The organism is Pseudochelatococcus sp. (assembly GCF_050946405.1).
In the GTDB taxonomy this organism is placed as follows: Bacteria; Pseudomonadota; Alphaproteobacteria; order Rhizobiales; family Beijerinckiaceae; genus Pseudochelatococcus.
Window position 1 is genome coordinate 58,305 of the sequence record NZ_JBMNUS010000005.1, and the last position, 22,551, is coordinate 80,855.

Sequence of the window (22,551 nt, forward strand, 5' to 3'; positions counted from 1 at the left end):
GATGAAACGGGTCCAAGATGAAACGGGTCTGAGATGAAGATCGCGGTGATTGCCCCAAGCCCGGTGCCGTTCGCCTTCGGCGGCGCCGAGCGCGTCTGGCTCGGCCTGACGCATTATTACGCCAACGAGACGAAGCACGTCTGCGAGCTCGTCAAGGTGCCGGCGCGGGAGCGGAATTTTCGTGAGATCGTCAACGGCTACCGGCAGTTCTCGTGGCTCGACCTCACCCATTTCGATCTGGTGATCTCCGGCAAGTATCCGGCGTGGATGGTTCCGCACCACAACCATGTCGTCTACATGCTGCACCGGCTGCGCGGCCTTTACGACACCTGGCCCGCCGATCTCGACACCGCGCTGCCCGGCGATGCGTTGCTCGCGCCGCTGCGGCGGCTCCTCGAAAATCCCTCGACCTGCCGCAGCCAGCTTTCGGAGGTTTTCGGCGAGATCGACAGGCTGCTGGCCGCCGATCCGCCCGAGCACTGGCTGGGGCTGCCGGCGCCGTTGATTCGCGCCGTCGTGCGCAAGCTCGATTCCATCGGCCTGTCCACGGACAGCATCCGCAGGCACGTCGCCATCTCGCACAATGTCCGCCGGCGCGCCGATTATTTTCCGCCCGATGCCGATGTCGCGGTGGCCTATGTGCCCTCCGACCTCGCCCTTGCCGTCCTGAAGGAAGGCGAGGCCGCGCCCTCCGACGCGATCGCCGGCCCGGACGGCGCCGCGCCCACGTTCTTCACGGCGAGCCGTCTCGACCACGCCAAGCGCATCGCGCTCATCATCGACGCCTTCCGCCGCGTGGATGCGCCCGCGCGCCTCGTCATCGCCGGCGACGGTCCGCAATTGCCGGAACTGACGCGGCAGGCCGCGGGCGACGGGCGCATCGTCTTCACCGGCCGCCTGTCCGAGCGGGAACTGGCGCGCCATTACGCGACGGCGCTCGCGGTGCCCTTCGTGCCCTATGACGAGGATTACGGCCTCATCACGCTGGAGGCGCTGGCGGCGGGGCGTCCCGTCGTCACCGTCCGCGATGCCGGCGGGGTGCTGGAATTCGTCGAGGACGGGGTGACCGGGCTCGTCGCCGAGCCCGATCCGGGGCCGCTCGCCCGCGCCTTCGAGACGCTGCTGCGCGATCCCGCGGCGGCCCTGCGCATGGGGGCGGCGGGGCGCGAGCGGGTGCGGCCGATCACCTGGCGCAGCCTCGCGTCCGAGCTTGTCATTCCCGCCCGCCCGCATCCGCGCCGGCGCGTCGTCATCGCCAATTCCTATCTGCTGTGGCCCGTCGACACCGGCGGCAAGCGGCGGCTGTGGTCGCTCGCGCGGGAGTTCGCGCGCACGGCGGACGTCACGCTGGTCACGCTCGGCCGCGACGACACGCCGGCGGAGACGATCACGTTCTCGCCGCATTGTCGCGAAGTCCGCATTCCGATCTCGCAGGCGCATATCGCGGCGGAATGGGCGCTGACGAAACTGCTCGACGAGACGTCCGTGTCGGATATCTCCGCGAGCCTCTACGGCCATCTCACGCCCGCCCTCGCGGCCGAACTGCGCGACCGTCTCGCCGGCGCCGATCTCGCCATCGCCTGCCATCCCTATCTCTACCGCTTCATCCGCGAGGCTTGGGACGGGCCGGTCTGGTACGACGCGCACAATGTCGAGACGCTGCTCAAGGACGCCATGCTGCCCAGAACGCCCGCCGGCCGGGCGGCGCTCGCGGAGGTGGCGGCGCTGGAGCGCGACTGCGTGCGCGGGGCGGAGCGCATCCTCGCCGTCAGCGAGGAGGAGCGGGCGGTTTTTCACGACATGTTCGGCAAGCCGCAGGAGCGCATCGTGCTGGTGCCCAACGGCACCGACCTGCCCGACGATCCCCATCTCGATGCCCCGCGCCGCGTCGCGCTCAAGGAGCGGCTCGGCGTGCGCGGCCTGCTCGCGGTCTACGCCGGAAGCTGGCATGCGCCCAACGTGGAAGGCGCGGTCGCGCTGGTCGATATCGCGCGGCGAAGCCCGGAATGGACGTTCTGGTTCATCGGCAAGATGTGCGTCGCCGACGAATTGCGCGCCCTCGCGCTGCCGCCCAACGTCTCGCTGCTCGGCGTCGTCGACGACGCCATGCTGCGCACGGTCTTTTCGGCCGCCGATGTCGGCGTCAATCCGGTGACGGCGGGAGCGGGCACCAATTTCAAGGTCATCGACTACGCCGCCCACGGCGCGCTGGTGCTCACCACGCCCGTCGGCATCCGCGGGCTCGGCATGGTCGACGGCGAGCATGTCGTCGTCGCGGAGCGCGCGCATATGCCGGCGGCGCTCGCCGCCATCGCCGCGCGCGGCATCGATGCCCATGCCGATATCGTCGCCAACGCCTTCGCCCATGTGCGCGACCGTTTCACCTGGGCGAAGATCCTGCGCGACGTGGTTTCCTGAACGGCGATTGGGGAAAACGCGCCGCCCTCTTGCTTTGGCCGGCGGTTTCCCCGATATAGGGAGCGGGAGGTTGGCGTCGGACGTTCCACTCGCCAACCGGGTCAGGTCCGGAAGGAAGCAGCCCTAACGAGACCGGGCGGGTCTTCGTCCAGCCTCCCACCGCAGCTTCCGCCGGCTGTCGGCTGCGGTGCACGGTGCGCGGTTGGGTCGTGCGACCATGCTGCCGCATCGCTTGCCCGGCGTCTCTCGCCCGGATGGTGCCGTGACCGCTTCGCCCAACGCCGCTTACCGCGTTCTCGCGCGAAAATACCGCCCCCGCAGCTTCGGCGACCTCATCGGGCAGGATGCCATGGTGCGCACGCTCTCCAACGCCTTCGAGGCGGGGCGCATCCCGCAGGCGTGGATGCTGACCGGCGTGCGCGGCGTCGGCAAGACCACCACGGCCCGCATCCTCGCGCGCGCGCTCAATTTCATCCGCGCCGACGGCAGCGGCGGGCCGACCGTCCATCTCGACGAGACCGGCGTGCATTGCGACGCGATCATGGAATCGCGCCATGTCGACGTGATGGAGATGGACGCCGCCTCCCACACCGGCATCGACGACGTGCGCCAGATCATCGACGGCATCCGTTATGCCCCGGTCAGCGCGCGCTACAAGGTCTACATCATCGACGAGGTTCACATGCTTTCGGAGAAGGCGTTCAACGCCTTCCTGAAGACGCTGGAGGAACCGCCGCCGCATGCCAAGTTCGTCTTCGCGACGACCGAAATCCGCAAGGTGCCCGTCACCATCCTGTCGCGCTGCCAGCGGTTCGATCTGCGCCGCGTCGAGGCGGGCGCGCTGCGGGCGCATCTGGCGGCCATCTGCGCGGCCGAGAGCGTTGCGGCGGATGCCGAGGCGCTGGCGCTGATCGCGCGCGCGGCGGAGGGTTCGGTGCGCGATTCGCTCTCGCTGCTCGATCAGGCCATCGCCCACGGCGCGGGCAAGGTCGCGCCCGAGGAGGTGAAGGCCATGCTGGGCCTCGCCGACCGCGCGCGCGTGATCGATCTGTTCGAGGCGCTGATGCGCGGCGATATCGCCGCCGCGCTCGCGGAGCTTGCCGGCCAGTACGACGCGGGCGCCGATCCGGCGGTGGTGCTCGCCGATCTCGCCGCGGTCACTCATCTGGTAACGCGCTTCAAGCTGGTGCCCGAGGCCGCGAACGACGCCGCGCTGACCGATGTCGAGCGTGCGCGGGGCGCGGAACTTGCCGGCCGGCTGTCGGTGCGGGCGCTGTCGCGGACGTGGCAGATCCTGGTCAAGGGGCTGCCCGAGGTGCAGGCCGCGCCGCAGGCGCTGGCGGCGGCCGAAATGGTGCTGGTGCGGCTCGCCTACGCCGCCGATCTGCCCTCGCCCGAGGAGGCGTTGCGCCTGCTGCGCGAGAACGGCGCGGGCGAGCGCCCGTCCGGCGCGCCCGCCGGCGGCGGCTCGCCGTCTTCGGGCGGCGGGGCGCGGCTGGCGCTTGCGGCCGGGGGAGGGATGTCCGATCCGATCGGCGCGCGCGCGGTCGCGCAACCCGTTGCGCGGGCGGAAATCCGGCGGGAGGAAATCCAGCTCGCCCGCTTCGAGGACGTGGTGGCGCTCGCCGGCGAGCGTCGCGACATCGGGCTCAAGGCGGCGCTGGAGCGCGATGTGCGGCTGGTGCGATACGAGCAGGGCGTGATCGAACTCGCGCTCGTGCCGGGCGCGAATCCGGCCGTGGTCGCCGATCTCGGCAACCGGCTGCTGGACTGGACCGGGCGGCGCTGGGTCGTGGCGCTGTCGTCGGCGGAAGGCGCGCCCACCATCGCGGAAATGAAGCGCGCCCGCGAACAGGAGCGGCAGGAGGATGCGCGCGCGCATCCGCTGGTGCAGGCCGTGATGGCGCGATTTCCGGGCGCCATCATCGTCGACGTGCGCGATGCCGCGCCGGACGATGCCGCGGCTGACGGCGACGCCGATTCCGCTCTCGCAACGGAGGCGCATCCGCCCTATATCGATGACTGACCCCTCATCTACGCAGAGCGTCGAAAACACCGGGAGCGGAATACATGCGTGACATCATGGGATTGATGAAGCAGGCGCAGGGCCTGCAACAGAAGATGGCCGACGTGCAGGCCGAGTTCGACGCGATCGAGGTCGAGGGCACCGCCGGCGGCGGGTCGGTCAAGGTCGTCGCCAACGTCAAGGGGCTGGTGAAGTCGGTGGCCATCGATCCCGCGATTCTCAATCCCGACGACAGGGAGATCGTCGAGGATCTGGTCGCCGCCGCCGTCAACGACGCGCGCGCCAAGGGCGAGCGGGTGGTGCAGGACCGCATGGCCGATCTGACGAAGGGCCTGCCGATCCCGCCCGGTCTGAAGCTTTTCTGAGGCACGCCGTTCCGTCGACCCGAATCGCTGAAGGGTGTCACCGATGGCCTTGCCCGCCGGTCCCGAGATCGAGCGGCTGATCAAGTTGCTGGCGCGCCTGCCGGGGCTTGGGCCGCGTTCCGCGCGCCGCGCCGCGCTGCAACTGGTCAAGCGGCGCGAATCGCTGCTCGCGCCGCTGGCGGAGGCCATGCAGCAGGTCAGCGAGCGGGTGAGGGTGTGCTCGACCTGCGGCAACGTGGATACGTCCGATCCCTGCGCCATCTGCCGCGATGAGACGCGCGACGCCTCGGTGCTGGTGGTGGTCGCGGACGTGTCGGATCTTTGGGCGCTGGAGCGCTCGGGCGCGATCCGCGCGCGCTATCACGTGCTGGGCGGCGTGATCTCGGCGCTCGACGGCGTGCGCCCGGACGATCTCAATCTCGCCACGCTCCACGCGCGGGCGTCCGATTCCGCCGTGCGGGAGGTCATTCTGGCGCTGAACGCGACCGTCGACGGCCAGACGACCGCGCATTACATCACCTCGGTCCTCGCCGGCCTTCCTGTGCGCATCACCCGCCTCGCGCATGGCGTGCCGATCGGCGGGGAGCTCGACTATCTCGACGACGGCACGCTTGCCGCCGCCATCCGGCAGCGCGGGACGTTCTGACGCGCCCTCAGGGCTTCCTCTGACACGCCCTCAGGGCTTCCGCGGCGGTATCGAGTAGGTGCCGGTCGCCTGCGCCACGACGGGTCCGCCGTCTCCCGCCGTCATGGCGATATCGAACACCATCAGGCTCTTGCCGAGCTTGAGGATGCGGCAATGCCCGTCGATGGGGCCGGCTTCGGCCCTGCGCATGAAATTGATGTTGAGATTGGTCGTCACCGACAGCGCGTCCGGCCCCGCATGCGTCAGGACGCAGACATAGCCGCCGATGTCGGCCAGCGTGAACAGCGACGGGCCGGAGACGGTGTTGCCCGGCCGCAAGTGTCGGTCGCCCGCATTGAGCCGCACCGTGCAGCCGCCCGGAAAGACGTCGGTGGCGAGATAATCCGAAGAATCGTTGTTGAGCTGCGGAAATGCCCGGCCAAGGAAAATGTTGACATCCTCGGCCGTCATCTTCGGCGTGAGCGCATGCATCGTTCTTCCGTCCTCCCTTTTTTATATTCTTGTTTATATTCTTGCAGGCGTTGAAAGGCGCGACCGCGCGAGCGGGAGCGGCCTGCACGGTCGCCCCCGCTCCGGCGGTCATTCGCCGTCGTGCCAGAACGGCGGCGTTTCCACAAACGTTTCGTAGGTCTTGATGGCGCGGGCGAGGAGTTCGCTCTCGTGGGCGGCGTGCTCGTCGCGCAGTTCCCGCTCGGCCTCGGACACGGTGTCGCGCTCGCGGCCCATGGCGATGTCGTTGAGTTCGCCGAGCAGGTCCTGCAACTTCGACATGGCGGATACCGCCGCCTTGTAGCGCTTGCGCGTTTCCGGCTCGTGGAAGAGCCCGGCGAAGAACTCGCTGGCGTAGCGCAGCTTCTTGAGCGCGATGCGCACCTCGTGCCGCTCGGGCGGGGTGAGGGCGGCGAGATCGGCCGCCGCGGCGATGATCTTCCGGCGGCGTCGGTCGAGCTGGCGGGCGGCGAATCGTTCGATGGGCTGGTTGCGGCGCTTGCGCGCCTGCTTGCCGGTGTCGCGGGTCCACGGTCCCGCCTCAGCCCAGGCGAGCGTGGCGATCACGGCGCGGGTGAAGCGGCGCGAGGCGATGGTGCGCTGGGCGCCGTCATAGGCGTGCTCGCGCTTTTCATCGTAGCTTGCGAGCAGTTCCGCGAATGCGGCGTCGTCTCCGTGTTCCGCCTTCGCGGGGGTGAGCACGTTCTCGATATACACGTCGAGGTCGCGCGCAGCGCCGAGCCGATTCGCCATCCAGCGCAGTTCGCCGCTGATGAAGATGCGCCGGTCGTCGTCCACGACCTTGCGGAACACGGAAATGGCCGCCCTGAGCCGCCGCAGCGACACGCGCGCCTGATGAACCGCGCCGGACGCGCGCGCGCGCCGCAAGACCTCCTCGTTGGCGAGAAGCTGCTTCAGGCAGGAGCGGGCGATGATGCGGAACGCATCCCCTGTCGGCGTGCCGGGCGCGATATCGAGCGGCGGGGCCTTGGTCACGGCGGGCTCGCGCCCCGTGACGAGGTCGTAGCCGCGGTCGGATTTCGTCAGGCTGCCGGGCCGCACGGAGACGATGGCGGCGATCTCCTGCGCCAGCGCATAGAGGCTGGCGGCGTCGCCGCGCTTGAGTTCGAGCTCGACCTCGGCGAAGCGGCGCGCGCGCCGCCCCACGGAGACCCGGCCGTGATCCAGCGCCACCTCGATCAGCGCTTCGTGATAGTCCAGCAGCACCACTTCCCGGTCGACGTTGACGATGAACATGGGCCGGATGGCGGCGCGGCGTTTTTCGTCGGCGATCAGCGGCGCCAGCGCGGTGCCTTCCGCGCGGCCGAAATCCGGCACGGTGCCCGTGACCGGATATTCCCATTCGTCGCGTTCCATGACGAGACGGCCCCGATCGCGCGCGTTCTTGATCGTCTGGATCGGCTGTTCGCCGTCGGTGCGGATGCGCAGCGACACGCCCGCATGGCGCAGATCGTGCTCCGGCGTGTCGAAATAGACCGACCGCAGGCGCTTGCGCGCGCCCCGCCCCGCCTGCAACCGCAGGAACGCCGGATGGGTGGAGAGCCGCAGCAATGCCGCCGGGTTCAGCGCCAGCTTGAGTTCAATTTCCTCGGGCATCGTTCTCATGTCCCCTTGCGTCGGTTGCCGGCTTCATCGCGTCTCCGGCTCCATTCTGTTGCCGGCCCCCCGCCGGGTCAACTGCCCGATAGAGCGCCCCGTCTGGACGATCCCGCGCGAACATGAGTCGAATACAACGGTTCGAACGTTCTGCGCGGCGATCATCCTGAGCAATTACCACGACAGTTTGGTGATCGCACCGCCGAGTGCGATTGTGGCGAAAATGGCGCTTGACAAGCGACACAATTGACGCGAATAGTCTGATCATGGCAGAGGCATTAGATGTGACGGCAATATGACATCTGGTTGGTCGTTGTGACTTCTCTTGCGCCTTTTGGCATTTCTGTGTGTGAGACAGGTATGGATGGCGGTGTTTTCAAGTACAGGGCTTGCCGGGCGGCGTCTCGGAAATGCGGTGCTTGTCGCTGACAACGGCAGAAAACGGGCGGGATACGGTTCAGGGAACATCCACCACGGCATCATTCGGGGGTGTACTGTGACTGCTGAATGCAGCGTTGATGACGATATAAATGTCATACCGGACGACAGGGTAGCGGCGCTTTCGCCGGATGCGTTGCGCGCCATCGCCGATGCCGCGATCGATATCGCGGATGCGCGAGGCACGAGCCGCTCGACGATCGGCTGGAACCGACAACGTGCGCTGGCGGAGCGGGTTCTCTCCCGCATCTATCTGGCCGGGCGGGATGATGCGCTGCGCTCTTCGTGAACATGGGCGCGTTTGTGATCGATGCGTGAGAAGCCGTGCGGTCGCGCGGCCCTTTTCGCGGGGAGGGGCGGCCGGGTGACGGCGGTGCCTTTCGGTAAATTCTGAAACTGAAGTTCAGTTCCGATGTCGTCGAGAGGATCGACGCGCATCTTCTAACGGAGTGTTTAACATGATTGGGGTGGAACGTGTCGATCCGAGCATAGCGGAGATTACCCGCTCGGTCGTCAAGTCCTATGTTTCATTCAACAAGTTGTCTGCCGACGATCTGATCGACGTCGTGCAGGCCGTTCATACGACGCTGGACAGGCTGAGCCAAGGCAGCCCGGAACCGGAACCCCGGCCCGAACCTGCGGTGCCCGTCGAAGCGTCCATCACCGACGATTATCTTATCTGCCTCGAAGACGGAAAGAAATACAAATCGTTGAAGCGCCATCTGGCGGCGCACTACAAGATGACACCCCAGCAATATCGTGACAAGTGGGGCCTTCCGGCCAACTATCCGATGGTCGCCCCGAACTACTCCGCGACCCGGGCCATGCTTGCTCGCCGCGCCAGCGGCGTGGCGGATTGATCCAGCCTGCCGCCGTGCCGTGACGGAAGAAAAAAGCCCATTCCCGATGTTCGCGATCGGGAATGGGCTTTCTCAATTTCGAATGCCGCCCAATTTCGAACGCCGCCGGAGCGGCATGCGGAAAAGCGCGGCGCGTCTGAAGGATCTGGAGGGTTTTCCGATTTCATGAAACCGGAAACGCTCCCGGAGGCGAGAAACACTCTTAGGGGCGGAAAATACCCTTGGGCGAAGGCAACCGCCCCGTCCCCGATGTCCCGACCGTATCGGAGCGGCTCCGCCGACGTCCGACAGGGCCGGGGAGAAAGCCCGGCCAGCCGATGATGTCAGCGGGAGACGCGCCGTCGAATCACGCCTCGACGCGCGGCTTCAGGATCTGGCGACCGCGATAGATGCCGGTCTTCAGGTCGACGTGGTGCGGGCGACGCAGCTCGCCCGAGTCCTTGTCCTCGACGTAGGTCGGGTTAGCCAGCGCATCGGCGGAACGGCGGTGGCCGCGCTTTGCCGGCGAGGTTTTTCTTTTTGGAACGGCCATAACTCAACTCCGATCAATGGCGGCAGTCCGGCGCATCCGAACGCAGCCCATGCAATCCAGATTTCAATGGGATGGGGGCTTTTACAAGATTTTACCATGCTTGGCCAGCGTTTTTTTGCCGGCCGGCGGCTTACAGGCACCCCGTATACTCGTTGGGCATGCGGATGACGATGGCGTTGGCGGCGCGGGCGTGGAAGCGGGCGGGTTTGGCGGGGTTGCGCTGGAGCGGGTTGGGCAGGGCGGCGGCCAGCAGGGCGGCCTCGCGCCGGGTGAGGCTTCCCGCGCTCTTGCCGAAGTAGCGCCGCGCCGCCGCTTCGGCGCCGAAGAGCCCGTCTCCCCATTCGGCGATGTTGAGATAATTTTCCATCATCCGCCGTTTCGACCAGATCATGTCGGCGAAGAGGGAGAGCGGCACCTCCAGCCCCTTGCGCACGTAGGAGCGCCCCGGCCACAGCACCAGATTCTTGACGGTCTGCATGGGAATGGTGGATGCGCCGCGCGCCGGGCCGTCCTCGCCCATCTCGTCGATGACCTGCCGCAGCGCGCTCCAGTCCACGCCGCCGTGCCGGCAGAAGCGCGAATCCTCGGAGGCGATGACCGCGCGCGGCAGTTCCGGCGATATGTCGGACAGGGCCACCCATTGTCGTTCCACCGGTTGCAGCGTCAGCCAGCGCCCCAGCATCAGCGTGGAAACGGGCGGGACGAAGCCGTACAGCAGCAGCAACGCCAGCGGCGCCGCGGCGATCGCCAACAGCACGAAAACGATCCGGCGCAGCATTCGCCGCAGGTTCCCCGTTTCCGGGCGCGCTTTCCGCCGCTGTATGGCCATGCGTCTCCCCAACAATCAATTCCCGGACAGGTTTGCAGGCCGCTGCGCCGTTCCGAATACCGCCGTCCTCGGAAAGTGGACAGGGACGGCTGAAGCTGAGACAAGGGAACATGAAGCGGCTTCCGGCCCGATGGAATCATCCGGTCTGGAGAAGCCGCTCCGGCGGATAGCACGAGATCTTCGCCGGCCCGGACGGCGACGGTTTCGGGCGACGGCGGCCCGTCGCTGGTGGGCCGATGATACCGCGAGCGGGTTAATATTGTGAAGAGATGTGGAGATCGGGCGATGGAACATGAAGCGACGCGGGTGACGGGCACCGATCTCGACCCTGAAACGGTTTTCCAGCGCCGCCTGGCGGCGGTTGCGCAGTCCGTCGAGGACAGGATAGCCGCCCTGCTGGACGATGCGCCGCGTCGGGGCGAGATCGCGCGGCCCGCGCGCCTGCTCGCCGCGATGCGGCACGCCATGCTGGGCGGCGGCAAGCGCCTGCGGCCGTTTCTGGTGATCGAGACGGCGGCGCTTTTCGGCGTGCCCTTCGCGCATGCGCTCAACGGCGCGTGCGCGCTCGAACTGGTGCACGGTTATTCGCTGGTGCACGACGATCTGCCGTGCATGGACGACGACGATTTGCGGCGCGGCCGCCCCACGGTGCACAAGGCGTTCGACGAGGCGACGGCCGTCCTTGCCGGCGATGCGCTGCTGACGCTCGCCTTCGATGTCGCGGCCGACGAGAGCAGCCATGCGGACCCCGCCGTGCGCGCCGCTTTCGTACAGGGGCTGGCGCGCGCGGCCGGTCTCGGCGGCATGGTCGGCGGCCAGATGATCGACCTGACCGCGGAAGGACGCTATGGCGACGTGCTGATCGACGAGGCGCGCGTGCGGCGCTTGCAGGCCATGAAGACCGGGGCGCTGCTCGCCTTCGCCGTGGAAGCCGGGGCGTTGCTGGGACGCGCGCCGCTCGGCGACCGGCAGGCGCTCGGCGCCTACGGCCGGGCGGTGGGAGCGGCCTTCCAGGTTGCCGACGATATTCTCGACCGCGAATCGGATGCCGCGACGCTGGGCAAACGCACGGACAAGGACGCGGAGAAGGGCAAGGCCACGCTCGTCGGCGTGCTCGGGCTGGAACGCGCCCGGCAGGAGCGCGACACGCTGGTGGAGACGGCGATCGCCGCGCTGGCTTCCTTCGGGGCGCGGGGCGATATCCTGCGTGCGGCGGCCCGCTTCACGGCCTCGCGCACGTCATGACGGGCCGGCGTTACCGGCGCATGGCGGTGATATAGGTGGGGGCGCGGCCTTCCCGCAGCGCCTTTTGCTCGTAGCGCGTGCTCAACCAGCCGGCCCATGGCGTGCGCCAGTCGTCGGCGCGTTCCGCCTGCCATGCGAAATCCGGCGAGCGGTCGAGGCGGGCGAGCGTCCATGCGGCGTAATCGTCGATGTCGGTCGCGAAACGCAGCAGGCCGCCCGGCCGGATCACGCGGCCGAGCAGGGCCAGCGTTTCGTCCGAGACGATGCGCCGCTTGCGATGCCGGCGTTTCGGCCACGGGTCGGGGTAGAGGATGAACGCCTGCCCGATGCTGGCCGCCGGCAGGCGGGCCAGCAGGGGGATCGCATCGGCGTCGTGCAGGCGAACGTTGTCGAGTGCCGCGTCGGCGACGCGCCCCAGCAGTTTCGCCATGCCGTTGACGAACGGTTCGCAGCCGACGATGCCCACATCCCGATGCGCCGCGGCCTGCGCGACGAGATGCTCGCCGCCGCCGAAGCCGATCTCGATCCACACGTCGCCAACCGGGCGCCCGAAGAGGTCGCCGGGCGCGAGCGGCCCGGCTTCGGGAACGCGCAGCCGGGGCAGCATCCGGGCCAGCAGGTCGGCCTGTCCGTCGCGCAGGCGCTTGCCCTTGCGTCGCCCGAAGAAGGCGCCGCGCGTCTCGCTCGCGCCGCCGCGATCCGCCGTCGCCGGCGGCACGTCATCGTCCGTCATCGCCCGCCGTCAGCCGATGGCGGAGCGCAGGGCGTCCACGAGGTCGGTCCGCTCCCAGGAGAAGCCGCCGTCCGCTTCCGGCGCGCGGCCGAAATGACCGTAGGCCGAAGTGCGCGCGTAGATGGGACGGTTGAGCGACAGATGCTGGCGGATGCCGCGCGGCGACAGGTCTACAACGTCGAGCAGCGCCTTTTCGAGTTTCGCCTCGTCCACCCGGCCCGTGCCGTGCAGGTCGACATAAAGCGCCAGCGGCCGCGCGACGCCGATGGCGTAGGCGATCTGGATGGTGGCGCGATCCGCGAGATCCGCCGCGACGACGTTCTTCGCCAGATAGCGGGCCGCGTAGGCCGCCGAACGGTCGACCTTGGTCGGGTCCTTGCCCGAGAAGGCGCCGCCGCCGTGCGGAGCCGCGCCGCCGTAGGTGTCGACGATGATCTTGCGGCCGGTGAGACCCGCGTCGCCGTCCGGTCCGCCGATGACGAACTTGCCCGTGGGGTTGACGTGCCAGACGGTTTGCGCGTCGATCCAGCCTTCGGGCAGCGCCTCGCGCACGTAGGGCTCCACGATGCCCCGCACGTCGTGCGACGAGAGATTCTCGTCGAGATGCTGGGTGGAAACGACGATCTGCGTCGCGCCGACCGGCCGGCCGTTTTCATAACGCACCGTCACCTGGCTCTTCGCGTCCGGGCCGAGCACGCGGGATTCGCCGGAATGGCGGGCCTGCGACAGACGCTTGAGGATGCGATGGGCGTAATAGATGGGGGCGGGCATCAGCTCCGGGGTTTCCCGGCAGGCATAGCCGAACATGATGCCCTGGTCGCCCGCGCCCTCGTCCTTGTTGCCGGAGGCGTCGACACCCTGCGCGATGTCGCTCGACTGGGCATGCAGCAGCACCTCGATGTCCGCGTCGGCCCAGTGGAAACCGTCCTGCTCGTAGCCGATGTCCCTGATCGCCAGGCGGGCGAGGTGGGCGATGTAATCCGGCGTGATCGTTGAGGGGCCGCGCACCTCGCCCGCGATCACCACGCGGTTGGTCGTCGCCAGTGTCTCGCAAGCCACCCGCGCCTCGGGCTCCGCCGCGAGGTAGGCGTCTACGACGGTGTCGGAAATGCGGTCGCATACCTTGTCGGGATGCCCCTCGGAGACAGACTCGCTGGTGAAAAGATAATTCAGACGCGACACGATCCGGTTCCCTGCTGTCGGAGTTGGATGGACACGGGCTACCGGCAGGCCGAAAAACGGCGTGTTTGCTCACCAGCCCCGAATTCTCCTCAAAAGACTTCGACATCTCGCAGGATATGACGGTCCGGTCAAGCCGGGATATCGAACCCGTTCTCCAAAAAGAACGGATACACACGAATTTCCGGCATGTCGGGCGCACTCCGGCGCTCGCCGGAAAGCGCATCGGATTTTTCGGCGGACGATCCCCGCTCCGACCGATGCGTTCGCCGCGACGGCGAGCGAGGCGGCCTTGCCGGGGGGGCGTCAGCGCGTCTGGCTCGACAGGTTGGCGATGGACTCGATGAATTCGACGATTCGCCGCCGCATCGTCGGATCCTGAATGCGCATGAAGGCGCGAATCAGTTGCAGCCCCTCATCCGTCGAAACGACATCGGCCGCGTAGGGAACAGCCGGTGTTTCCGCGAAACCGGACATCTCGGCCGTCAATTCCTGCAATCCTTCGAAAAAGAAGGCGGCCGGCACGCCGAGGACAGAGCCGATCTGTTGCAGACGGCTGGCGCTGATGCGATTGGTGCCTTTTTCATACTTCTGTATCTGCTGGAAAGTGACTCCCAGCGCGTTGCCCAGCTTTTCCTGGCTCACGCCAAGCTCCTGCCTGCGCGCCTTCACCCGGCTGCCGACATATTTATCGATCTTGTTTGCGATATTGGTCACAGATGCCTCTCGAAAGGATGCGCGGCGGCGCCGATCGGCCTCACGGGGCCAGATCCGATTTAATTGCCTGTCAATGACATTCCGCTGGCCAACGCCTTTCGGGAGGCGGCATCCGGCCGCGAATACGCGGCAGGCGCCCGCCAGTCTCCCGATGTCGTACTCGACATGAACTGCCATATTTGTCGTCAATTGCCACGATCGCATCGGGCATGAAACACGGAACCTCCATTTTGGTTCCCGGTTTCTTTATAAAAACGTACATTATGTTGATATTCTGTCAGGCCCTGCTCAACGCAAGCGGCCTCGCGCCTGCCCTCTTGTGAGCGAAAGGCCGCCGATAGCAAAGCATATTATAGTGAGCCAATAAAGAGCCGGCCCCGCTTGCGCATACAATATCCCATAGATGGTAGGGCGCAACGGTTTCGGAAGGCCCGAGTCGATGACGCCCGCCACGCCCAGCGGCAGGCGCGCGATTTCCCTCCCGTAGGGGTCCATGACGGCGGATATACCGGTATTGGCCGCGCGCACCATCGGCAGGCCCTGCTCGATCGCGCGCAGGCGCGACTGGGCGAAATGCTGGTAGGGACCGGGCGTTGCGCCGAACCAGGCGTCGTTCGTCACATTGAGCAGAAGGCCGGCGGGTTCGCTCGCCTCGTTTGCCTCGCCCAGCAGGGCCTCGCCCGGAAAGATCGCCTCGTAGCAGATCAGCGGGGAAACGGGCGGCAGTCCCGGCACGTGCAGCGCGCGGCGTTCACCGCCCGCCTCGAAGCCGCCCGGCACATGCACGAACTGCCGCAGGCCGAGGCGGTTCAGCCAGTCGTCGAATGGAAGATATTCGCCAAACGGAACGAGATGCGCCTTGTCATAAGTGGCGAGCGATGCGCCGTTACTGTCGAAGACGCGGACGGAGTTGAAATAACGGTAGCGTTGCTCTCCCGGCAGCGGCTCGTCGGCGCGCGCCGCGCCCGTGATCAGCACGGTTCCCGCCGGCAGCATGCGGGCGATGTCGTCGAGAGCTTCGGGCGTGTGGTCGATCAGGAACGGAAAGGCCGATTCCGGCCATATCAGATGCGTGACGCCGGCGAGCCCGCCGCCGTCCGCGCCCTGCTGCCCGCTGATCGCCGCGTAGCGGGTGATCGCCGCGGCGCGAAAGGCCGGTTGCGCGCGCTCCGCCTCGTCCACGTTCGGCTGCATGATGCGCAGGCGCACGCCGGTCTGCATCGGCACGGCCTCCGCCGGGATGCGCCACCAGCCGAAGGCCGCGAGCCCGGCCAGCACGAGGGTGGCGGCAGCGGGCATGGCGAGGCGCCGCGCGCGCGCGCCTCCGTCGGCGAGGGTCGCGGGCGCGGCGTGGATGAAGATCACGAGCAGCGTCAGCCAATGCAGCCCGCCGAGCGAGGCGGCCTGCGCCAGCACCTCGCCCTGGCCGAAGGCCATGCCCCACGCATTCCACGGAAAACCCGTCAGGACGGTGGCGCGCAACCATTCCGACAGGGAGAGCGCCGCCGTGAAGATCAGGATGCGCCGCGCGCCGTCGCGCCAGAGCGCTCCCGCCAGGCCGAAGCCGAAGGCCGTGAAAAGCGCCAGTCCCGCCGGCAGGCCGATGACGCCGAGCGGCAGCGCCCACAGGAATTCATCGGCATCCACCAGAAAGGCGGCGCCGAGCCACCAGAGCCCGGCCAGAAAGAAGCCGAAGCCGAACCACCAGCCGAGCACCGCCGCAGCGCGCGCGCCGCCGCGCCGCACGGCGCCGTCGATGAGCCACACGGCGGCCGGAAAAGAGATGAACAGCACCGGCCAGAGGCCGAACGGCGGCATGGCGAGCGCGCCGAGCGCCCCGCCGGTGAAGGCGGCGGCGGCGCGCCATCGCGGGGAGGCGCGGCGCAGGCGCTCAGCCGGCCCCGTGCGCCGCGGCGGGGGCGGCAAGGACGCTTCGACGGCGACCAAGATCAGGCATCCGGCGGCAGGTCGTTTCCTGCATGCCTCGGCCGCGCGACGGCGGCTTCGGGCGGCACCGCCGGCGGCAGCTTGCCTTCGTGCCGGTCGTTGCGGGTCAGGTCGAAGACGGCCGCCGGATCATGCTCCCGCCGCGCCGCATCCGCCGGCCCGCCCGCCGCCGCCCTGCCTTCGAGGGAGAGGCGCAGGCGCTTGAGGCGGCGGGAATCCGCGTCCAGAATATCGAACACGAGGCCATAGGGGCCGGGAATGCGTTCGCCGATGTCCGGCACGCGCCCGGCCAGGGTGACGATCAGGCCGCCGATGGTGTCGACTTCCTCCGCCACCTCGATGGCGTCGAGATCGAGGCCGATGGCCTGCGACACCTCTTCCAGCATCGCGCGCGCGTCGATGACAAAAACGCCGGGGCCGGCCTCGGTGATCTCGGGCGCCTCCTCCTCGTCGTGCTCGTCCTCGATGTCGCCGACGATCATCTCCATGATGTCTTCCATGGACACCAGGCCGTCCGTGCCGCCGTATTCGTCGATGACGAGCGCCATGTGGGTGCGCGTCGCCTGCATCTTCACCATCAGGTCCATGAGCGGCATGGAGGGCGGCACGTAAAGCACCGGCCGCAGGATGGCGGCGGTGGAGAGCGGCGCGGTGAGATCGACCACCAGCCTGTCCGGGGCGTCGCCGCCGCCGCCGGTCGCCGCGATGCCGATTTCGGCGATATGATCGAGGAAATCGCGGATATGCACCATGCCGCGGGGATCGTCGAGCGATTCACCGTAGACCGGCAGGCGGGAATGACCGGCGTCGCGGAAGGCGCGGATGACTTCGGCGAGCGAGATATCGGCCTGGATGGCGATGACGTCCGCGCGCGGCACCATCGCGTCGACCACGCGCAGCTCGCTGACCTCCAGAACGTTTTGCAGCAGGGAGCGTTCCTGCGCGGTGAAGTCGCTGGCCGACGAGCCTTCCTCCAGCGCTTCCTCCAGCGTCTCGCGCACGGAAGTGTCGTTGCGCAGTCCGAGGCCGGTGAGCAGCCGGTCGATCCAACTGTCGCCCTCGCGGCTGTTTCCCGGCTCCTCGGATCGTGCGGGCGAACTTCGGTCGTCGCTCATGGTCTTCTCAGGTCTCCGGTTTCGGAGCGGATGACGATCCGCTCACAACAAATCAAGGTCGGCGTAAGGATCGGCGATACCGAGGTCGGCAAGCGCCGCGATCTCCAGCGCTTCCATCTCCTCCGCCTCCGCGTCGGTTTCGTGGTCGAAGCCGACGAGGTGCAGCGTGCCGTGAACGACGAGATGGGCGGTGTGGTCGGCGAGCGTCTTGCCGTCGTCCTCCGCCTCGCGCGCCACCGTCTCGAAGGCGAGCACGATATCGCCGATATGGGGAGCCGCGGCCAGTTCGTCAGGCTCCACGGAGGGAAAGGACAGCACGTTCGTCGGCTTGTCGAAGCCGCGCCACCGGCCGTTGAGCTGGCGCACCGTCTCGTCGTCGGCAAGCGCGACGCCGAGTTCCGCGCCCTCGCGCAGGGAAACGCCGGCCCGCGCCAGCGCCGCGCCCACGGCGCGCTGCAGCAGCGCCGCCACGCGCTCCTTCGTCGGCGCCAGCGCCGACCAGGCTTTCGATTGCACGACCACATCGATCGACAGGGCGCCTGTCGTTGCATTCACCATGCCGAGGTTTCCCCTCGCTTGTCCGGCCGCGCTCCGGCGACACGCGTCCCTTCGACATCATACGCCTGGACGATGCGTCTGACCAGCGGATGACGCACCACATCCGCATCCCGGAAACGGATGTGGCCGATGCCTTCCACGCCGTCGAGCACGCGCACCGCCTCCACGAGGCCGGATTTCTGCCCCGGCGGCAGGTCGATCTGCGACGGATCGCCGGTGACGATCATGCGGGAGCCTTCGCCGAGGCGGGTCAAAAACATCTTCATCTGCATGGATGTGGTGTTCTGCGCCTCGTCCAGCAGCACGGCGGCGTTGGTGAGGGTGCGCCCGCGCATGAAGGCGAGCGGCGCGATCTCGATGACGCCCGTGGCGAGGCCGCGCTCCACATGACGCGCCTCCATGAAGTCGTAAAGCGCGTCGTAGACCGGCCGCAGGTAGGGATCGACCTTCTCCTTCATGTCGCCGGGCAGGAAGCCGAGCCGCTCGCCCGCCTCCACCGCCGGGCGCGAGAGCACCAGCCGCTCCACCACGCCCTGTTCCATGAGCTGCACGGCGTGGCCGACGGCGAGCCAGGTCTTGCCGGTGCCCGCCGGCCCTTCCGCGAACACGAGTTCGTAGCGGCGCAGGGCGCGCAGGTAGGCATCCTGCGTCACGTTGCGCGCCTTGACCGAGCCGCGCTTGCGGGTCGCGATCTGCTCGAACGTGGCGCGGCCGGAAGGCGCCCGCTCGGCCGGGCGGGGCGGCTGGATCTCGTCGCTCTCGCTGAACAGCGAGCCTTGCAGCGTGCTTTCCTCGATGGCACCGTCCACCTCGCCGGTGGTGATGCCGCCGCCCTCCCGTACCTGCTCGTAGAGACTTTCGAGCACGTGGCGCGCCTGCTCGGAAACCGCGGGCGGCCCCTTGATCACGACATGGTTGCCGTTCGCGGTGATCTGCAACCCGAGCTTGCGCTCGATATGGGCGAGGTTCTGGTCGTAGAGGCCGAAGACGAGGCTCGCCAGCCTGTTGTCGTCGAAGGTCAGGGAAATGTCGGTGTCGGGCGTCTGTTCTGCGGTCATCAGCGATCGTCGTGTCTTTTCGGAAAGGGGAGGCGGGAGAGTATGGCGTCCTTTAGGCGGGCGTTGCTGCTGAAGTCCATTGGCTCTCACGCGCATGTCTCCCCGTGTGGTCAGGCCGGATCGCTCATGATGAAACGCTCATCTCGTCACGCACACTCATCTCGTCACGCCGCGTCGGCGGCTTCGGCCGCTCCCGCGCGCTTGCCGAACAGGCTGTTCGGGCCCGTGCCGGTGATCTCGACGGAAACGATATCGCCGATCGCGACCGTATCGTCGTCGAACTGCACCGCCTGAAGCCAGGGCGACTTGCCCGCCATCTGGCCGGCATGGCGGCCCTTGCGCTCGACGAGCACGTCGAACGTCCGGCCGACAGTGGCGCGGTTGAAGCGCTGGCGGTCCGTCTCCAGCGCCTCCTGCAAGGTGGCGAGGCGGGCGCTTTTCACATCCTCCGGCACCTGATCCGCCATCTCGGCGGCCGGGGTGCCGGGGCGGGGGCTGTACTTGAAGGAGAACGCGCTCGCGAAGCCCGTTTCGCGGATGAGCCTCAGCGTGTCCTCGAAATCGGCGTCCGTCTCGCCGGGAAAGCCGACGATGAAATCGGAGGAAAGCGCGATATCGGGCCGCGCCGCGCGCGTGCGCTCGATGATGCGCCGGTAGTCGTCGCCCGTGTGCCGGCGGTTCATGGCCGCGAGTATGCGGTCGGAACCCGACTGCACCGGCAGATGCAGGTAGGGCATCAGCGCCGGCAGGTCGCGATGGGCGGCGATCAGCTCGTCGTCCATGTCGCGCGGGTGGCTCGTGGTGTAGCGCAGCCGCGCGATCCCCGGCACCTCGGCGAGCCGGCGCAGCAGCGCGCCGAAGGACCATGCGCGCCCGTCCGGTCCCTCGCCGTGCCAGGCGTTGACGTTCTGCCCGATGACCGTGAATTCGCGCACGCCCGCCTGGGCCAGACGTTCCGCCTCCACGAGGATCTTCGCCACGGGGCGCGAGACTTCGGCCCCGCGCGTGTAGGGCACGACGCAGAAGGTGCAGAACTTGTCGCATCCTTCCTGGATGGTGAGGAAGGCCGAGACGCCGCGCGCGCGGATCTTGTCGCGCGAGGGCGCGGGCAGATGGTCGAACTTGTCCTCGACCGGAAACTCCGTGTCCACGACGCGCTCGCGCCGCGCCTTCGCCAGCAGGCCGGGCAGGTTGTGGTAGCTCTGCGGGCCGACGACGAGATCGACGGCGGGCGCGCGGCGCAGGATCTCGCCGCCCTCCGCCTGCGCCACGCAGCCGGCGACGACGATGGTGGGCGCGTTCCCGCCGGCGGCGCGTTCGTCCTTCATCACGCGCAGGCGGCCAAGCTCCGAATACACCTTTTCGGCGGCCTTCTCGCGGATGTGGCAGGTGTTCAGGACGATGAGATCGGCCTCGTCGGCGCAGTCGGTCTCGATGAACCCTTCAGGCGCCAGCACGTCCGCCATGCGTTCGGCGTCGTAGGCGTTCATCTGGCAGCCGTAGGATTTGACGTATACTTTTTTCTTCACGTTCCAGCTTTGCAATGCGTTTCGCGGATGACCGGGCAGGCCGCACTGTACACGATGTTGTGTCCCAGATTAAGCATTCGTTTGTTCAATCTGCATGACGGCAAGAGGCCGGGGCCGGGCGCGGGGAGGCTTTGCACAACGTTTTTCGCGCCCGCCTACACCGTGACCTGCGTGCCGACCTCGACGACGCGGCCCGTGGGAATCTGGAAGAAGTCCGTGGCGTCGGAGGCGTTGCGCGCCAGCGAGATGAACAGGTGATCCTGCCATTTCGGCATGCCGGACTTCGCCGCCGGCCGGATGGAGCGGCGCGACAGGAAGAACGACGTCGACATGATGTCGAACTTGAAGCCCAGCTTGCGCAGGATGGAAAGGCCCTTCGGCACGTTCGGCGATTCCATGTAGCCGAAGCGCATGCCGACCTGCCAGAAGTTGTCGGCGATGGGCTCCAGCGTCACCCGCTCGTTGTCGGAGACGCGCGGCGTGTCGTCGGTGGTGATGGTCAGGATGACGTTTTTCTCGTGCAGCACCTTGTTGTGCTTGAGATTGTGCAGCAGCGCCGAGGGCGATGTCTGCGGATCGCTCGTCAGGAACACCGCCATGCCCGGCACCCGGTGCGGCGGGCTCGTCTTCAGCATGCCGATGAGGTCGGTGAGCGGCACGTCCGTCTTGCGCGTCTTGGCGAAGAGGATTTCGGTGCCCTTGCGCCACGTCGACATCACGACGACGAGGAAGACCGCCAGCACCACGGGCACCCAGCCGCCCGAGACGAGCTTGCCCATGTTCGCGCCGAGGAAGGCCATGTCGATGACGACGAAGGGCGCGAGCAGCGCCAGCGCCCCCGCGAGCCCCCATCTCCAGCCCTTCCATATCACGAGGATGGCCAGCAGGCCGTCCATCAGCATGGCGCCGAACACCGAGATGCCGTAGGCGTGCGACAGCGCGCTCGAGGTCTGGAACGCGACCACCAGCACCAGCACGCCCATCAGCAGCAGCCGGTTGACCTTCGGCATGTAGATCTGCCCCGCGTGTTCCGCCGAGGTGAAGCGGATTTCCATGCGCGGCAGCAGGCCGAGCTGGATCGCCTGGCGGGTGAGCGAGAAGGCGCCCGTGATGCCCGCCTGCGAGGCGACGATGGTGGCGAGCGTCGCCAGCCCGATCATGGGCACCAGCGCCCATTCCGGCACCAGCCGGTAGAAGGGATTGTCGATGGCCTCCGGGTGGGCCAGCAGCATCGCGCCCTGCCCGAGATAATTGAGCGCCAGCGCCGGAAACACGAACCACAGCCACGCCACGCTGATCGGCTTGCGGCCGAAATGGCCGAGGTCGGCATAAAGCGCCTCCGCGCCCGTCGCGGCGAGGCAGACGCCGCCCAGCACCGCCGTGGCGATGCCCGGATGCTGGTAAAGGAAGCGGATGCCGAAATACGGGTTGAAGGCCGCGAAAACCGCCGGATCGTCGAAGAGATGCGTCAGCCCGGCGAGGCCGATGGTCGCGAACCACACGATCATTACCGGGCCGAACAGCGCCGCCACCCTTGCCGTGCCGAAGCGCTGCGACATGAAAAGCCCGATCAGGATCACGATGGTGATGGGCACCACGTAATCGTCGAGCGCGGGCGTGGCCAGCCGCACGCCTTCCACCGCCGACAGCACGGACATGGCGGGCGAGATGATGGCGTCGCCGTAGAACAGCGCCGCTCCCAGCATGCCGAGCAGCACGATGCCGCCGCGCTTCTTGCCGAGCACGCGCTGCGCCAGCGCCACCAGCGTCAGCGTGCCGCCCTCGCCGTTGTTGTCGGCGCGCAGCAGGATCAGCACGTATTTGCATGTCACGACGAGGATGAGCGTCCACAGGACCAGCGACAGCACGCCGATCACCGAGGCGCGCAGCAACGGCCCGCCGTCCGAAGCCGCGAGCACGGATTCGCGCAGCGCGTAGAGCGGGCTCGTGCCGATATCGCCGAACACGACGCCGATGGCGCCCATCACCAGCAGGTGCAACCGGCGCGGCGCGGCCGGGCTGCTTTCCGGGCCATCGGCTTCGGCGCCGTCCCGATCGCGCGGCGAGGCGGGCGGAGGCGCGTCCTTGAGACCGGTCATGAAGTCCTTTCCGAAACGAACCCTGACAAAACGAACGCCGGAGCCTGCCTGATGGCGGCGTCGCGCCATCGGGCCCTGCCCGCCGACCGGCGCCGCGCGCTCATAGCATAGCGGCATCTTCATGCCAAACATGTGTCTGAAAAAAGCTTTT

At 67.8% G+C, this 22,551-nt stretch carries 20 protein-coding genes and 1 other RNA gene; 8 read left to right on the forward strand and 13 right to left on the reverse strand.

Annotated features, from left to right (window positions below; all coding sequences use genetic code 11):
* Positions 1 to 45: 45 nt before the first annotated feature.
* The 5 genes from ACOYJQ_RS09415 (at position 46) to recR (ending at position 5,455) form a co-directional block, all read left to right on the forward strand.
* Entirely contained in the window at positions 46 to 2,418 is a 2,373-nt protein-coding gene (locus ACOYJQ_RS09415) for a glycosyltransferase family 4 protein (protein WP_433457929.1), read from the forward strand.
* Between the two features lie 64 nt (positions 2,419 to 2,482).
* An RNA gene (gene ffs / locus ACOYJQ_RS09420) (signal recognition particle sRNA small type) lies at positions 2,483 to 2,579 on the forward strand.
* Between the two features lie 56 nt (positions 2,580 to 2,635).
* Complete coding sequence (locus ACOYJQ_RS09425) at positions 2,636 to 4,444, forward strand: DNA polymerase III subunit gamma/tau (RefSeq protein ID WP_433458189.1); 1,809 nt, start codon at positions 2,636 to 2,638, stop codon at positions 4,442 to 4,444.
* Positions 4,445 to 4,488: 44 nt separating this feature from the next.
* On the forward strand, positions 4,489 to 4,809 hold the full coding sequence (locus tag ACOYJQ_RS09430) for a YbaB/EbfC family nucleoid-associated protein (protein ID WP_433457930.1): 321 nt from the start codon (positions 4,489 to 4,491) through the stop codon (positions 4,807 to 4,809).
* 43 nt (positions 4,810 to 4,852) lie between these two features.
* Entirely contained in the window at positions 4,853 to 5,455 is a 603-nt protein-coding gene (recR, locus tag ACOYJQ_RS09435; protein WP_433457931.1) for a recombination mediator RecR, read from the forward strand.
* 30 nt (positions 5,456 to 5,485) lie between these two features.
* Here the strand turns inward: recR and ACOYJQ_RS09440 are convergent, their stop codons facing one another.
* Complete coding sequence (locus ACOYJQ_RS09440; protein ID WP_433457932.1) at positions 5,486 to 5,926, reverse strand: PaaI family thioesterase; 441 nt, start codon at positions 5,924 to 5,926, stop codon at positions 5,486 to 5,488.
* Between the two features lie 108 nt (positions 5,927 to 6,034).
* Positions 6,035 to 7,561 carry a CHAD domain-containing protein gene (locus tag ACOYJQ_RS09445; RefSeq protein ID WP_433457933.1) on the reverse strand — a complete coding sequence of 509 codons (1,527 nt, stop codon included), beginning with the start codon at positions 7,559 to 7,561 and terminating at the stop codon, positions 6,035 to 6,037.
* A gap of 364 nt (positions 7,562 to 7,925) precedes the next feature.
* Between ACOYJQ_RS09445 and ACOYJQ_RS09450 the strand changes: the two genes are divergently transcribed.
* On the forward strand, positions 7,926 to 8,288 hold the full coding sequence (locus ACOYJQ_RS09450; RefSeq protein WP_433457935.1) for a hypothetical protein: 363 nt from the start codon (positions 7,926 to 7,928) through the stop codon (positions 8,286 to 8,288).
* Between the two features lie 169 nt (positions 8,289 to 8,457).
* Positions 8,458 to 8,859, forward strand: a complete 402-nt coding sequence (locus ACOYJQ_RS09455) for a MucR family transcriptional regulator (RefSeq protein WP_433457937.1) — start codon at positions 8,458 to 8,460, stop codon at positions 8,857 to 8,859.
* A 346-nt stretch (positions 8,860 to 9,205) separates the two neighbouring features.
* Here ACOYJQ_RS09455 and rpmF read toward each other — a convergent pair whose 3' ends face one another.
* Positions 9,206 to 9,391 (reverse strand): 50S ribosomal protein L32, encoded by a 186-nt coding sequence (rpmF, locus tag ACOYJQ_RS09460; protein ID WP_166949116.1) that lies wholly within the window; start codon positions 9,389 to 9,391, stop codon positions 9,206 to 9,208.
* Positions 9,392 to 9,521: 130 nt separating this feature from the next.
* Positions 9,522 to 10,169, reverse strand: coding sequence for a monofunctional biosynthetic peptidoglycan transglycosylase (mtgA, locus tag ACOYJQ_RS09465; RefSeq protein ID WP_433457939.1), 648 nt, complete (start codon positions 10,167 to 10,169; stop codon positions 9,522 to 9,524).
* A gap of 336 nt (positions 10,170 to 10,505) precedes the next feature.
* On the opposite strand from mtgA, the gene ACOYJQ_RS09470 reads away from it, so the two are divergent.
* Positions 10,506 to 11,465, forward strand: a complete 960-nt coding sequence (locus tag ACOYJQ_RS09470) for a polyprenyl synthetase family protein (protein ID WP_433457940.1) — start codon at positions 10,506 to 10,508, stop codon at positions 11,463 to 11,465.
* Positions 11,466 to 11,475: 10 nt separating this feature from the next.
* Here ACOYJQ_RS09470 and trmB read toward each other — a convergent pair whose 3' ends face one another.
* The 9 genes from trmB to ACOYJQ_RS09515 all read right to left on the reverse strand — a co-directional run bounded on the left by trmB (position 11,476) and on the right by ACOYJQ_RS09515 (position 22,286).
* Positions 11,476 to 12,198 (reverse strand): tRNA (guanine(46)-N(7))-methyltransferase TrmB, encoded by a 723-nt coding sequence (trmB, locus tag ACOYJQ_RS09475; RefSeq protein ID WP_433457942.1) that lies wholly within the window; start codon positions 12,196 to 12,198, stop codon positions 11,476 to 11,478.
* A 9-nt stretch (positions 12,199 to 12,207) separates the two neighbouring features.
* The gene (gene metK, locus ACOYJQ_RS09480) at positions 12,208 to 13,380 is read right to left on the reverse strand and encodes a methionine adenosyltransferase (protein WP_433457944.1); all 1,173 of its coding nucleotides are present in this window, start codon (positions 13,378 to 13,380) and stop codon (positions 12,208 to 12,210) included.
* Between the two features lie 303 nt (positions 13,381 to 13,683).
* A complete protein-coding gene (locus tag ACOYJQ_RS09485) occupies positions 13,684 to 14,271 on the reverse strand; it encodes a helix-turn-helix domain-containing protein (RefSeq protein ID WP_433457945.1) in 588 nt (195 codons plus the stop codon).
* A 111-nt stretch (positions 14,272 to 14,382) separates the two neighbouring features.
* Entirely contained in the window at positions 14,383 to 16,041 is a 1,659-nt protein-coding gene (lnt, locus tag ACOYJQ_RS09490; RefSeq protein ID WP_433457947.1) for an apolipoprotein N-acyltransferase, read from the reverse strand.
* A gap of 2 nt (positions 16,042 to 16,043) precedes the next feature.
* On the reverse strand, positions 16,044 to 17,156 hold the full coding sequence (locus ACOYJQ_RS09495; protein ID WP_433457949.1) for a hemolysin family protein: 1,113 nt from the start codon (positions 17,154 to 17,156) through the stop codon (positions 16,044 to 16,046).
* Between the two features lie 42 nt (positions 17,157 to 17,198).
* Entirely contained in the window at positions 17,199 to 17,714 is a 516-nt protein-coding gene (gene ybeY / locus ACOYJQ_RS09500; RefSeq protein ID WP_433457951.1) for an rRNA maturation RNase YbeY, read from the reverse strand.
* On the reverse strand, positions 17,708 to 18,772 hold the full coding sequence (locus ACOYJQ_RS09505) for a PhoH family protein (protein WP_433457953.1): 1,065 nt from the start codon (positions 18,770 to 18,772) through the stop codon (positions 17,708 to 17,710). Before ACOYJQ_RS09505 ends, ybeY begins: the two co-directional genes overlap by 7 nt.
* A 164-nt stretch (positions 18,773 to 18,936) precedes the next feature.
* Positions 18,937 to 20,301: a tRNA (N6-isopentenyl adenosine(37)-C2)-methylthiotransferase MiaB gene (gene miaB, locus ACOYJQ_RS09510; protein ID WP_433457955.1), complete on the reverse strand. Its 1,365-nt coding sequence runs from the start codon at positions 20,299 to 20,301 to the stop codon at positions 18,937 to 18,939.
* Positions 20,302 to 20,456: 155 nt separating this feature from the next.
* Positions 20,457 to 22,286, reverse strand: coding sequence for a potassium transporter Kup (locus tag ACOYJQ_RS09515; RefSeq protein WP_433458191.1), 1,830 nt, complete (start codon positions 22,284 to 22,286; stop codon positions 20,457 to 20,459).
* Between the last annotated feature and the right edge of the window lie 265 nt (positions 22,287 to 22,551).

Coding starts and splice junctions, on each gene's coding strand:
- ACOYJQ_RS09425 (WP_433458189.1), top strand. CDS start 2,636: ATGCTGCCGCATCGCTTGCCCGGCGTCTCTCGCCCGGATGGTGCCGTG.
- ACOYJQ_RS09430 (WP_433457930.1), top strand. CDS start 4,489: ATGCGTGACATCATGGGATTGATGAAGCAGGCGCAGGGCCTGCAACAG.
- recR (WP_433457931.1), top strand. CDS start 4,853: ATGGCCTTGCCCGCCGGTCCCGAGATCGAGCGGCTGATCAAGTTGCTG.
- ACOYJQ_RS09440 (WP_433457932.1), bottom strand. CDS start 5,926: ATGCATGCGCTCACGCCGAAGATGACGGCCGAGGATGTCAACATTTTC.
- ACOYJQ_RS09445 (WP_433457933.1), bottom strand. CDS start 7,561: ATGCCCGAGGAAATTGAACTCAAGCTGGCGCTGAACCCGGCGGCATTG.
- ACOYJQ_RS09450 (WP_433457935.1), top strand. CDS start 7,926: ATGGCGGTGTTTTCAAGTACAGGGCTTGCCGGGCGGCGTCTCGGAAAT.
- ACOYJQ_RS09455 (WP_433457937.1), top strand. CDS start 8,458: ATGATTGGGGTGGAACGTGTCGATCCGAGCATAGCGGAGATTACCCGC.
- rpmF (WP_166949116.1), bottom strand. CDS start 9,391: ATGGCCGTTCCAAAAAGAAAAACCTCGCCGGCAAAGCGCGGCCACCGC.
- mtgA (WP_433457939.1), bottom strand. CDS start 10,169: ATGCTGCGCCGGATCGTTTTCGTGCTGTTGGCGATCGCCGCGGCGCCG.
- ACOYJQ_RS09470 (WP_433457940.1), top strand. CDS start 10,506: ATGGAACATGAAGCGACGCGGGTGACGGGCACCGATCTCGACCCTGAA.
- trmB (WP_433457942.1), bottom strand. CDS start 12,198: ATGACGGACGATGACGTGCCGCCGGCGACGGCGGATCGCGGCGGCGCG.
- ACOYJQ_RS09485 (WP_433457945.1), bottom strand. CDS start 14,271: ATGGCAGTTCATGTCGAGTACGACATCGGGAGACTGGCGGGCGCCTGC.
- ACOYJQ_RS09495 (WP_433457949.1), bottom strand. CDS start 17,156: ATGAGCGACGACCGAAGTTCGCCCGCACGATCCGAGGAGCCGGGAAAC.
- ybeY (WP_433457951.1), bottom strand. CDS start 17,714: ATGGTGAATGCAACGACAGGCGCCCTGTCGATCGATGTGGTCGTGCAA.
- ACOYJQ_RS09505 (WP_433457953.1), bottom strand. CDS start 18,772: ATGACCGCAGAACAGACGCCCGACACCGACATTTCCCTGACCTTCGAC.
- ACOYJQ_RS09515 (WP_433458191.1), bottom strand. CDS start 22,286: ATGGGCGCCATCGGCGTCGTGTTCGGCGATATCGGCACGAGCCCGCTC.